General features: G+C 58.3%; 11 protein-coding genes. All 11 read left to right on the top strand.

Annotated elements, in window-relative coordinates:
* Positions 1–4 precede the first annotated feature (4 nt).
* The 11 genes from bcsB to rpsE all read left to right on the top strand — a co-directional run bounded on the left by bcsB (position 5) and on the right by rpsE (position 11,461).
* Positions 5–2,317, top strand: a complete 2,313-nt coding sequence (gene bcsB, locus LKR43_RS06580; protein WP_227683209.1) for a cellulose biosynthesis cyclic di-GMP-binding regulatory protein BcsB — start codon at positions 5–7, stop codon at positions 2,315–2,317.
* Positions 2,314–3,492, top strand: a complete 1,179-nt coding sequence (bcsZ, locus tag LKR43_RS06575) for a cellulose synthase complex periplasmic endoglucanase BcsZ (RefSeq protein WP_227683208.1) — start codon at positions 2,314–2,316, stop codon at positions 3,490–3,492. Before bcsB ends, bcsZ begins: the two co-directional genes overlap by 4 nt.
* Complete coding sequence (locus LKR43_RS06570; protein ID WP_227683207.1) at positions 3,468–7,613, top strand: cellulose biosynthesis protein BcsC; 4,146 nt, start codon at positions 3,468–3,470, stop codon at positions 7,611–7,613. Before bcsZ ends, LKR43_RS06570 begins: the two co-directional genes overlap by 25 nt.
* A gap of 404 nt (positions 7,614–8,017) precedes the next feature.
* Complete coding sequence (gene rplN, locus LKR43_RS06565) at positions 8,018–8,386, top strand: 50S ribosomal protein L14 (protein ID WP_130010320.1); 369 nt, start codon at positions 8,018–8,020, stop codon at positions 8,384–8,386.
* Between the two features lie 10 nt (positions 8,387–8,396).
* On the top strand, positions 8,397–8,717 hold the full coding sequence (rplX, locus tag LKR43_RS06560) for a 50S ribosomal protein L24 (protein ID WP_227683206.1): 321 nt from the start codon (positions 8,397–8,399) through the stop codon (positions 8,715–8,717).
* 12 nt (positions 8,718–8,729) lie between these two features.
* Positions 8,730–9,269 carry a 50S ribosomal protein L5 gene (gene rplE / locus LKR43_RS06555; RefSeq protein ID WP_227683205.1) on the top strand — a complete coding sequence of 180 codons (540 nt, stop codon included), beginning with the start codon at positions 8,730–8,732 and terminating at the stop codon, positions 9,267–9,269.
* An 11-nt stretch (positions 9,270–9,280) separates the two neighbouring features.
* A complete protein-coding gene (gene rpsN, locus LKR43_RS06550) occupies positions 9,281–9,586 on the top strand; it encodes a 30S ribosomal protein S14 (protein WP_227683204.1) in 306 nt (101 codons plus the stop codon).
* Positions 9,587–9,597: 11 nt separating this feature from the next.
* A complete protein-coding gene (gene rpsH, locus LKR43_RS06545) occupies positions 9,598–9,993 on the top strand; it encodes a 30S ribosomal protein S8 (RefSeq protein ID WP_227683202.1) in 396 nt (131 codons plus the stop codon).
* 10 nt (positions 9,994–10,003) lie between these two features.
* On the top strand, positions 10,004–10,537 hold the full coding sequence (gene rplF / locus LKR43_RS06540; RefSeq protein ID WP_227683200.1) for a 50S ribosomal protein L6: 534 nt from the start codon (positions 10,004–10,006) through the stop codon (positions 10,535–10,537).
* A 21-nt stretch (positions 10,538–10,558) separates the two neighbouring features.
* On the top strand, positions 10,559–10,924 hold the full coding sequence (rplR, locus tag LKR43_RS06535; protein ID WP_227683199.1) for a 50S ribosomal protein L18: 366 nt from the start codon (positions 10,559–10,561) through the stop codon (positions 10,922–10,924).
* Positions 10,925–10,939: 15 nt separating this feature from the next.
* Positions 10,940–11,461 carry a 30S ribosomal protein S5 gene (rpsE, locus tag LKR43_RS06530; protein ID WP_227683198.1) on the top strand — a complete coding sequence of 174 codons (522 nt, stop codon included), beginning with the start codon at positions 10,940–10,942 and terminating at the stop codon, positions 11,459–11,461.
* Positions 11,462–11,463: the final 2 nt, after the last annotated feature.

Below are 11,463 nucleotides of genomic sequence, written 5' to 3'. Positions count from 1 at the left end.
GCAAATGAAAATTTCCGATAAGCCCGCTCGCCCAGTTTGGTCCACCGTGTTCACCGCCTTGCTTATGGTGGGCGCGCTGGGTAGCGTACATGCTCAAACCGCAGGTCCTGGCGCCGTTCCGGATTCCGTTGCGTTGTCCGTTGAGCCCCCAGCAAAGGCCCGTGAAACCCGGTCGGATTATGTCTGGACACTGGAGGATCTGGGTGCACGCCGGCCTTTTCGCCTGAATGGTGTTGATACGAGTGACCGCAGCTATTTTGATATCCGCGCCGATGAAGTGGTGAACCGGGCACAGCTCACGCTGGGCTATACCTATTCGCCTTCCCTGATCACCGAGCTTTCGCACATCAATGTACTGTTGAATGAAGTGGTTGCCATGACGCTGCCTGTACCCAAGGCGAGTGCGGGCAAGTTTCAGGAGCAACGCATAGATTTGCCGGCTCCGCTGGTCACGGAGTTCAATGAACTCGAGGTGCAGTTCATCGGGCATTACACCCTTGAATGCGAGGATCCCCTGCATTCAAGCTTGTGGGCCAACATCAGTAATCAGAGCACGCTGGAGCTATCGGTGGATCGCCTCGTGCTGCCCAACGACCTGGCCATACTGCCCCGGCCGTTTTTCGATCAGCGCGACAGGCGCCGGCTGGAATTGCCTTTCGTCTTCACCCGGGCAGATGCCGGCACATTGGAGTCGGCCGGTATCATGGCCTCGTGGTTCGGTGCCCTTGCATCGTACCGGGGCGCGAGTTTTCCGGTGAGTCTGAACGGGAATCTGCCCGAGAAAGGCAATGCCATCGTATTCGTGTCTGGTAACAACCCGGAAATTCCGGGGTTGGCGCCAACACACCTGTCCGGGCCTGCGGTTAAGATCGTGCCCAACCCAAAAGACCAATATGGCAAGCTGCTGGTGGTTATGGGGCGCGACCATGCCGAGTTAAAGCGCGCGGCCCAGGCGCTGGTGCTGGGCCAGAATGCCTTGTCCGGTTCGACGGCAACGATTACCGGTGTAACCGAACTGGAACCCCGCAAGCCTTACGATGCACCCAACTGGTTGCGTACAGACCGGCCAGTCAAGTTTGGCGAGCTGGTTCCGCCCCAGGCCCTGGAAGCGGTTGGCTACGGTGCACAGCCCGTACGCATCCCCTTGCGCATGCCGCCGGATTTATTCGGCTGGCGTTCCAAAGCCGTACCAATAGACTTGCGCTATACCTACTCGCCTCAGATAGGTGTGGTGGACTCGACCCTGATTTTCGATGTCAACGAACAGTTCCAGCGCTCCTTCCCCTTGCTGTCCGTCGCGCAATTGAAGACATTGGGTCAGAAAGAGGTTGGTGTCTTCAACGACGTGATGCCGGCCCGTGCCAGGCTGCAGGTACCTCTCGAGCGTCTGATGCGTCGTTCGGAACTGCAATACCGCTACATGTATGACTACATCAAGGAAGGGCATTGCCGTGATGTGATCATCGACAACGTTCGCGGCACGATCGATCCCGAGTCAACCATAGATTTGCGAGGCTATCCGCATTTCATGCCAATGCCGGACCTTGCTGCGTTCAGTGAGACGGGCTTTCCGTTCACCCGTATGGCCGACCTTTCAGAAACGGCCGTCGTGCTGGGCTCCAGCCCGGCCATGGAAGACATCAGCACTTATCTCACGCTCTTGGGCCGTTTCGGCGAGTCCACCGGCTACCCTGCAACAGCGGTGTCGGTTGCATTGGGTCAGGGCGGGCTGGCGCTGGCTGACAAGGATCTGGTCATTATTGCCTCCGGCGATCAGTCCTGGCTTAGCCAGTACGACGAGCGACTGCCTGCGGTATTGCAGGAAGCCAGAAAGCGGTTCACGACGTCCGACCTGCAATACAAGTCGCGAGACTGGATCACTCCGGACCCTCGCGAAGTGAATCGACCCGTGCGGGCGGAGGTGGCGTACAGCAGCGATGGGGCCAACGCCATTTTTGCCGGCTTTGAGTCGGGCTTGCAGCCAGGCAGGAGCATAGTCCTTATTGCCGCCGGCGATGCTGCCTCGCAAATGCTCGCAGGACAAGCACTGCTGGGCGGTGAGGGCTATGAAGGTCGTATCCAGGGCAGTCTGGTTGCGGTCCACGGCAAGCAGATCAGTCCTTTGGTGGCGGATCAGACCTATACCGTCGGGTATCTTGACCCCTGGAGGCGTCTGGAATGGACGCTGGTCAAATACTGGCCCGGCATGCCGCCGCTGCGCAACGTGGCAATCGTGCTTGGCCTCATTTTGGGTATTGCACTGTTGCTGGCAATCAGTCGCTGGCTGCGTCGCCGCAAGCCGGAGCGCGCCAAATGAGGCAACTGGTGTTATTGGGTGCGCTGGTGGCCTCGTTGCTGCTGTCTGGTCCGGCATTGGCCGCTGAAACCTGCAAGCGCTCGGAATGGCCTTTGTGGGATTTGTTTCGCCAGCATTTCGTGGAAGAAAGCGGACGAGTGATCGATCCTACCACCACGGAGAAACACAGCACGTCTGAAGGGCAGTCCTATGGCATGTTCTTTGCCCTGGTTACCGGCGATCAGCCGACTTTCGACAAGCTGTGGCGCTGGTCGATAAACAATCTGGGCGAGGGCGATCTGTCCAAACGCCTGCCTGCGTGGCAGTGGGGCCAGGCCAAGGATGGAAGCTGGGGTGTGCTGGATGACAATTCCGCTTCCGACGCCGACTTATGGTTTGCGTATGTCCTGCTCGAAGCCGGCCGATTGTGGGATCGGGCCGACTACACGCAATCGGCTCATGACCTGCTGGAGCTGGTGGAGCAACAGGAGATGCAAGACCTGCCCGCCCTGGGCATGATGTTGCTGCCAGGCAAGCACGGCTTTGCCCACAAGGACAACTGGCGTTTGAATCCCAGCTACTTGCCTGTGCCTTTGCTGCGGCGTCTTGAGCTGGAGTTTGCTGATGGACCCTGGGCCGCAATTGCCCGCAATACGGTCAAGATGCTGGCGCGTGTCACACCGCACGGCCTGGCTCCTGACTGGACGGTCTATCAGATCAACGAAAACGGAAAAGCCTCTTTTGCGGTTGATCCCGACAAAGGGGCTGCAGGCAGCTATGACGCGATACGAAATTATATGTGGGCAGGCATGACGCCCATGGCCGACCCCCTTTTTCGCGCAGCGATGATTTCCCTGGACGGCATGGTGGCGCTGACGCGTGACGCAGGCGTGCCTCCGGAGTCCGTCGACACACAAACGGGTGAGGCGCAGGGCGAAGGGCCGTACGGATTTTCTGCGGCGTTGCTGCCTTATCTCAAGGCGGCAAACGAGCCCGAGCTGGTACAACGGCAAAAGCAGCGTGTCGAAGCGCTGCTGCGCGAGAATCTTGCCAATAAAGACGCAACACCTGTTTATTACGATTTTGTATTGAGTCTGTTTGGAATGGGCTCGCTGGATGAATACTACAGTTTCCGCCAGGACGGAACACTATCCTTACCGTGGGAGAAGGCATGTCTCGATATCACAGCAAAATAATTTCGGGATTACTGATTGCCCTGCTGCACTCATCAGGCTGGGCGCAAGCTGATGCAAGCAAGACGTTGATTGAACAAGGCAAATTCTGGCAGGATCGCTACGACTCCAAGCGTGCCGCCGAAGCCTGGAACAAACTGCTTCTGATCGATCCCACCAGCGCCGAAGCCTGGTATGGCCTGGCCACGCTGGATATCCGGGTGATGCGTCTGGATAGCGCAAGGGCCTATCTGGAGAAGCTGCGCACGACGCATCCGAACAGCCCGCTTATTGCACGACTCGAGCAAGATCTGTTGCTGAGTACCGGCAGCAAGGTTGCTGCGCTGGAGCAGGCTCGTCAGGAAGCCGCTACCGGCGAACTGGATGCGGCTGTCGGCAAGTATCAGGAAGCCTTGCAGGGAACCACGCCGCAAGGGGCGCTCGGACGCGAGTACTACACGTCGCTGGGCTACACCGAGGATGGCCTGCAAGAGGCAATTGCGGGCTTGCGCCGCCTGGCCCAGGCGTCGCCCGGTGACAAGGCAACGGCATTGGCGCTGGCCAGGCATTTGGCCCGTAACCCGGCCACCCGCAGCGAAGGCATACGGAGTCTGGCTACGTTGGCTGCTGACCCGGAAGTCGGAAACGAAGCCGCCAAAAGCTGGCGTGAAGCGCTGGTGTGGCTGGGCCCACCCAGCCCGGCGCAGCGATCCTTGTTTCAGGATTATCTGAAGCGCAATCCCAACGATGTTGCCATCAGGCAGCAGCTCGATCAAGGCATCGCACAATCAAAGGCGCTGGCTGCTGCCAAGGCCCCTCGTCCGGTCGTGCCGTGGCGTGAGCGCACTGATTCCGCCATGAAGCTCATTGATAGCGGCTACCTGGCCCAGGCCGAGGCCGAGTTGCAGGCTGTTCTGGCCGAACATCCGAACGACAGCGAAGCGTTGGGCGGAATGGGCATCATTCGGATGCGTCAGAAAAACTGGGACGAGGCCAAGGCATTTCTGACCCGCGCCAGCAAGGGCAATCCTTCCGGCTGGCGCAATTCACTGAATACCGTGGGTTATTGGGCGGCGATAGATCAGGCCAATACCATGCGGCGTGCCGGCGATGTGGCTGGCGCACGCAAAGCACTGGGCAATGCCAAAAAGCTGGCACCCAAAGAAGTGGCCGCAGATGTGCTGCTGGCCGACATGCTGGCTGATGAAGGTAAATTTGATCAGGCGGAAAAGGCCTATCGCAACGTACTGCGCCGTCAGCCCGGAGACTCCGAGGCCACGCGGGGCCTGGTAACTGTGCTGGCCCAGAACAACAAGCCCGACGAAGCACGCAAGATCGTGCAGGGAATGTCGCCGGCCGCCCTGGAAAAGGCGGGTGGCCTGACGCGCATGCGTGGTCTGTACGCCGCCGGGCTGGCCAAGTCCGCCCTCGAGGCTGGCAATTATGCATCGGCACAGACGTCGCTGGAAGAGGCCTTGCAAAGCGATCCGTCCAACCCGTGGGTAAGGCTGGAGCTGGCCCGGCTGTACAAGCGTAATGGTTACACCAAAGAGGCCGACGGGCTGATGCAGGGCATTCTGGTGTCGAGTCCGAACGATGTCGAGTCCTTGCATGCCATGGCCGTCTATGCAAGCGAAAGACAAGACTGGGCGGCCGTCTATAACGCTCTGGAGCAGATTCCGCAACAGCAGCGCACGACGGCCATGTCCGAACTTTATCAGACAGCAACACAGCATCTGTACATCAAGCAGGCGGTTCAGCTTGCCGGCCAGGGGCGTCGCGGTGAAGCGGTCAGCATATTGATGCATATACAGGCCAACAGCGGATCCGACCTGAGCATGATGGGTGCGCTGGCCGAGGCTTATGCCGACATTGGCGACCCGGGCCGTGCGCTTGCCCTGTTGCGTCCCTTGCGCGCCGATGGCAAGGCCCAGAGCATAGACGGCTCACTTTTATATGCGGGTGTCCTGCTCAAAACCAATCAGATGGTCGAAGCTGCAGGACTGATCCGCTATCTTGAAAGCCAGGCCCTGACGCCCGGCCAGCGTGCCAGCCTGGATGACCTGTCATCCGGCTTCCTCGTGAAGCAGGCCGATACTCTGCGCGAGCGCGGTGACCTGGTCGCAGCCTACGACACCCTTGCTCCGGTATTGCAAAGAAATCCGAACAACCTCGATGCTGTTGGCGCGCTGGCGCGTATGTATACGGCGGCAGGGGAAGGCGAACAGGCCCTGGGCCTTTACGAGAGGCTGCTGCTTGCCAACCCGGATAGCGCCCAATTGCACCTGAGTGCAGCGCAGGCTGCGCAACAGGTGAAGCATCACGGCTATGCTCTGAAAGAGGCAGAAATCGCCGTATCTCTGGCGCCGGCAGATCCCGATATTCTGGCGGGTGCGGCACGTGTTTATCGCAGTCAGGGCAAGACCAAAGATGCCAAACGCCTGCTCGAGACGGCCTTGTCGTTGCAAGGCGGGCAAGGTGCCGTTGCTCCTGCCATGGCGGTGGCCGGCAATGCAACAGGCTCGCTCAATCCCTTCGTGGGCATGCCGGGACAAAAAAGCGTGTCTGCGCTTGATGCTCCCGTTCCCTACAACACGCTGGTTCCCACTACACCGTTGCTGGGCGGTGCGTCCGCCTACGCTGCGGTGCCGTACCCGGTTCCGAGTGCCAGCCTGCCGCAGGGGGTTGCGGCCGTGTCGGCCGCTTATGCACCCATGCCAATGCCGGTGCCTGGTGCGGCTGCATCGGTAGTGCCGGCTGGTGTGCCGGCTCCGGTTACGCCGGCCAGCAGCTACCTGGCTGGACCGGGCGCGCCCGTGGCAGCGGCAGTTCCGGCTCCGATGTCTGGACAGTATCCGGCGCAATACCCGTCGCAGTATCCGCCACCGCAGTTTGCTGCGGCTCGCGGTGTGGCGCCTGTAGCACCAGGGACTTCATCCATCGCACGAGAGCTGGCCGAATTGCAGCAAGAGCGCAGCGGAACAGTCACCATAGGTACACAGGTCAGGGCCAGGTCAGGCGATCCTGGCATGAGCAAGCTGACAGACACCCAGGTACCTCTGGAAATCAAGATTCCGGCGGGCGACGGCAAGTTCACCTTCAACACGACCCCGGTCGTGCTCAGTGCAGGAGCCCTGGATTCCGACCTGTACTCGCGTGCAGCATTCGGCGGCGGACCGGCCGTGATGACCCAGCCCGGGCCCGACAGCAATCGCGCGAGCGGTATTGGCCTGTCGGTGGGCTACGAAACGCAGGGCCTGACACTGGATGCGGGTGTTACACCGCTGGGCTTCCCCTACCGGACCTTTACCGGGGGCGCCATGTTCGAAGGCACAATCGATGAAATGCGCACGGTATCGTACCGGCTGGACTTGTCCCGCCGTCCGGTCACCGACAGCCTGACATCGTTTGCCGGCAGCGAGGATCCGCGCACGGGCATGCAGTGGGGCGGCGTAACAGCCACCGGTGCGCGCCTTACCGTGGCCAAAGACTGGGGCAGCGAAGGTATTTACGGAACGGCCGCCTGGCATGGCCTGCGTGGCAACAACGTAGCCGATAACCATCGGACCGAGTTCAATGCGGGCGCTTACTTCCGTCTGGTCGATGAGCTTGACAGCAAGCTCATGATGGGGCTGAACCTGAACGCCACGTTCTTCAATAAAAACCAGGGGTTCTTTACCTATGGCCACGGTGGCTATTTCAGCCCCAAGAGCTTCTATGCCCTGAATCTGCCGATAACCTGGGCCCAGCGTAGCGACAAGCTGACCTACCGCATAGACGGTACCCTGGGTGTGCAGCACTTCAAGCAGAGCGATGCCGACATGTTCCCGACCGATGCCGGCCTGCAGGCCGCCGCGGTCGATTGGCTCTCGGGCTCGACGGCGCCTGAGCTCGCCGGAATCAGCAACGGTATCTATAAGGGTGAAAGCAAGACCGGGCTTGGCTACAACATTCGTGCGTCGGCCGAGTACCGGTTCACACCGAACCTGGTCCTGGGCGCCACACTGGGTGCCGACAACGCCTCCGACTACGACCAGTGGGCCGGCGGTTTATACCTGCGCTACTACTTCGAGCCGCAAAATGGCCTGATGGATATGCCGGTCCAGCCGTACAGCTCGCCTTACGGGGTAACTTATGGACGTTGATGAAAAAAGACAGCAGAAAATGCTTTGGGGTGAAATTTTGTGCTTTAGCCACAAGTTCCCCCTAAAGCTCTTGCAATTTAATCGTTACTCAGATATCATTTAGAGCTTGCCTATTTTGAATGGTGGCAAGCCGCCCGAAGTTGCTTTGGGAAGGCTGGCAAGTCAAGCTAGTAAACCCAGGTTCATGCCTGGTGAGTTTGCAAGCACAGGTTTACCAGGCAAAAAGCAGGCAAAACGTAAGTTTAAAAGCAGCAAAAATACCCATACTTATTGAATAAGTATGAGTGTTCTAGCAGATTTCAACCCAGGGCCGGGTGTTGTACCGGGCCTGACGGGACCAAAACTGGTTGTGTGGTGTTACCCGAACAGGTATCTCACGCGTCTAAGTTGGAACAGGAAAAATCATGATCCAAATGCAGACCACGCTCAATGTGGCCGACAACACTGGCGCACGTTCCATCATGTGCATCAAGGTGTTGGGCGGTTCGAAGCGCCGTTATGCCGCTATCGGTGACATTATCAAGGTTAGTGTCAAAGATGCAGCGCCGCGCGGCCGCGTCAAGAAGGGCGAAATTTATAACGCAGTAGTGGTTCGTACCGCTAAAGGCGTACGTCGCAAAGACGGTTCGCTGATCAAGTTCGGCGGCAATGCCGCTGTGCTGCTCAACGCCAAACTGGAACCCATCGGCACCCGTATCTTCGGACCTGTAACGCGCGAACTGCGTACAGAGAAGTTCATGAAGATCGTGTCCCTGGCTCCAGAAGTGCTGTAAGGAGCCCATCATGGAAAAAATCCGTAAAGGCGACGAGGTCATCGTATTGACCGGTCGCGACAAAAAACGCCGCGGCACCGTGTTGCAGCGCGTTGATGCCGACCACGTTCTGGTCGAAGGCATCAATGTTGTCAAGAAGCACGTCAAGGGTAACCCCATGGCGGGCACGCAAGGCGGCATCATCGACAAGACCATGCCCATCCACATTTCCAATGTGGCCATTTTCAATCCCGAGAGCGGCAAGGCCGATCGCGTTGGTGTGAAAGTGGTAGATGGCAGCAAGGTCCGTGTATTCCGTTCCAGCGGCGCTGTCGTTGGCGCCAAGGCTTAAGGGGCGAAGAACATGGCTCGTTTACAAGAGTTTTACCGCAGTAAGGTTGTGGCCGACCTGCAAGCCAAGTTTGGCTACAAAAGCATCATGGAAGTGCCGCGCATCACCAAGATCACCCTGAACATGGGTGTGTCCGAAGCTGTTGCCGACAAGAAAGTCATCGAGCACGCTGTCTCTGACTTGACCAAGATCGCAGGCCAAAAGCCGGTTGTCACCAAAACACGTAAGGCTATCGCAGGTTTCAAAATCCGCGAAGACTATCCTATCGGTTGCATGGTCACCCTGCGTGGCCGCCGCATGTACGAATTCCTTGACCGCTTGGTCGCAGTGGCTCTGCCGCGTGTGCGCGACTTCCGTGGTATTTCGGGTCGTGCATTCGATGGACGTGGCAACTACAACGTCGGGGTTAAAGAGCAAATCATTTTCCCTGAAATCGAATACGACAAAATCGACGCCGTACGTGGGATGAACATCAGCATCATCACTACAGCCAAGACTGACGACGAAGCCAAGGCACTGCTTTCCGCCTTCAGCTTCCCGTTTCGCAATTAAGGGGCGATGACGTGGCAAAACTTTCACTCATCAATCGCGACATCAAACGCGCCAAGCTGGCAGAAAAATTTGCACCCAAGCGTGCCGCACTGAAAGCCATCATCGACGACCAGTCAAAGTCCGATGAAGAGCGCTATCAGGCCCGCCTGCAGTTGCAACAACTGCCGCGCAATGCAAACCCGACCCGTCAACGCAATCGTTGCGTCGTCACCGGTCGTCCGCGCGGTGTTTATAGCAAGTTCGGTCTAACTCGTCACAAATTGCGCGAAATGGCAATGCGCGGCGAAGTGCCCGGCATGACCAAAGCCAGCTGGTAGGAGAAATACACATGAGCATGAGCGATCCCATCGCCGACATGTTGACCCGTGTGCGTAACGCACAACAAGTCAACAAGACGTCGGTAAGCATGCCCTCCTCGAAGCTTAAGGTAGCTATTGCTGCCGTGCTGAAAGACGAAGGCTATATCGACAGTTTCCAGATCGTGGGCGACAAGGCCAAGCCTGTCCTCGAGATCACCCTTAAATACTACGCTGGCCGTCCGGTCATCGAGCGTATCGACCGCGTGTCCCGTCCCGGGCTGCGCATCTACAAGGGCAGCAAGACCATCCCTCAGGTTATGAATGGTCTGGGCGTTGCCATTGTGTCGACTCCGCGCGGTGTCATGACCGATCGCAAAGCACGCGCCAATGGCGTGGGCGGCGAAGTGCTGTGCTACGTGGCATAAGGAGAATCACATGTCACGTATTGCTAAGTACCCCGTTCCCGTACCTCAAGGCGTAGAAGCTACGATCAGCGCGGGTCAAATTTCCGTCAAGGGTCCTCTGGGCTCCCTGACACAAGAGCTGACGGGCGACGTTGTCGTTCGCCAGGAAGACGGCCAACTGACATTTGCTGTTGCCAACGATTCCCGCCAGGCCAAGGCCATGTCGGGTACAGTGCGCGCATTGGTTGCCAATATGGTAACTGGCGTCAGCAAAGGCTTCGAGCGTCGTTTGAATCTGGTTGGCGTGGGTTTCCGCGCTCAGGTTCAAGGCGAGGCCCTGAAGTTGCAGCTTGGTTTCTCACACGACATCGTTCACAGCATGCCCGCCGGCATCAAGGTCGAGTGCCCCACTCAAACCGAGATCGTCATCAAGGGTGCCAACAAGCAGGTCGTTGGTCAGGTGGCAGCTGAGATTCGTGCTTACCGCGAACCCGAACCCTACAAGGGCAAGGGTGTGCGTTACGCCGATGAACGCGTCATCATGAAAGAAACCAAGAAGAAATAAGCGCGCAGGCAAGGACGAATTATGGACAAGAAAATCTCCCGTTTGCGTCGTGCTGTTGCGACTCGTCGGAAAATCTCGGAGCTGCGTGTACATCGCCTCTCGATTTACCGCTCGAATCTGCACATTTACGCAAATATTATTTCGCCGGAAGGCGATCGTGTGCTCGTCAGCGCTTCCACGCTCGAGCCCGAAGTGCGCAAAGAGCTCGCTAGCCAGAATGTCAACGGCGGTAACGTTGCCGCTGCCGGCGTGGTCGGCAAGCGCGTAGCCGAAAAAGCAAAAGCTGCCGGTATCGAGCTGGTTGCCTTTGATCGTTCGGGCTTCCGTTATCATGGCCGCGTCAAAGCGTTGGCCGACGCCGCGCGTGAAGCCGGCCTGAAGTTCTAAGCAAGGAATTGTCAAATGGCTAAAGCACAAGGCAGGCAAGCCGCCGAAAAAGAAAACGACGACGGCTTGCGTGAAAAAATGATTGCGGTCAACCGCGTCAGCAAAGTGGTCAAGGGTGGTCGCACCATGAGCTTTGCTGCCTTGACCGTAGTGGGTGATGGCGATGGTCGTATCGGCATGGGCAAAGGAAAAGCCCGTGAAGTACCCGTCGCTGTACAGAAAGCAATGGAACAGGCGCGCCGCGGTCTGGTCAAGGTATCGCTCAAGAACGGTACCCTGCATCACACCGTCGTTGGCAAGCACGGAGCCTCTACCGTTCTCATTTCGCCAGCAGCAGAAGGTACCGGTGTTATTGCCGGCGGCCCGATGCGCGCTATTTTCGAAGTGATGGGCGTTCGTAACGTGGTTGCAAAGAGCCTCGGCTCCAGCAATCCTTACAACCTGGTCCGCGCAACGCTTAACGGCTTGCGTGCCTGCTCGACTCCTGCCGAAGTAGCTGCCAAGCGCGGCAAGTCGGTAGAAGAAATTCTGGGGTAAGT

The organism is Pusillimonas sp. MFBS29, from assembly GCF_020687695.1.
Taxonomy (GTDB): Bacteria; Pseudomonadota; Gammaproteobacteria; order Burkholderiales; family Burkholderiaceae_B; genus Pusillimonas_C.
The sequence above is the reverse complement of the archived record's forward strand: the minus strand, read 5'-3'. Positions and strand labels throughout refer to the sequence as shown.

What these genes read in the sequence shown, in the direction of transcription:
- bcsB (WP_227683209.1), top strand. Translation starts at nt 5, where the DNA reads ATGAAAATTTCCGATAAGCCCGCTCGCCCAGTTTGGTCCACCGTGTTC.
- bcsZ (WP_227683208.1), top strand. Translation starts at nt 2,314, where the DNA reads ATGAGGCAACTGGTGTTATTGGGTGCGCTGGTGGCCTCGTTGCTGCTG.
- LKR43_RS06570 (WP_227683207.1), top strand. Translation starts at nt 3,468, where the DNA reads ATGTCTCGATATCACAGCAAAATAATTTCGGGATTACTGATTGCCCTG.
- rplN (WP_130010320.1), top strand. Translation starts at nt 8,018, where the DNA reads ATGATCCAAATGCAGACCACGCTCAATGTGGCCGACAACACTGGCGCA.
- rplX (WP_227683206.1), top strand. Translation starts at nt 8,397, where the DNA reads ATGGAAAAAATCCGTAAAGGCGACGAGGTCATCGTATTGACCGGTCGC.
- rplE (WP_227683205.1), top strand. Translation starts at nt 8,730, where the DNA reads ATGGCTCGTTTACAAGAGTTTTACCGCAGTAAGGTTGTGGCCGACCTG.
- rpsH (WP_227683202.1), top strand. Translation starts at nt 9,598, where the DNA reads ATGAGCATGAGCGATCCCATCGCCGACATGTTGACCCGTGTGCGTAAC.
- rplF (WP_227683200.1), top strand. Translation starts at nt 10,004, where the DNA reads ATGTCACGTATTGCTAAGTACCCCGTTCCCGTACCTCAAGGCGTAGAA.
- rplR (WP_227683199.1), top strand. Translation starts at nt 10,559, where the DNA reads ATGGACAAGAAAATCTCCCGTTTGCGTCGTGCTGTTGCGACTCGTCGG.
- rpsE (WP_227683198.1), top strand. Translation starts at nt 10,940, where the DNA reads ATGGCTAAAGCACAAGGCAGGCAAGCCGCCGAAAAAGAAAACGACGAC.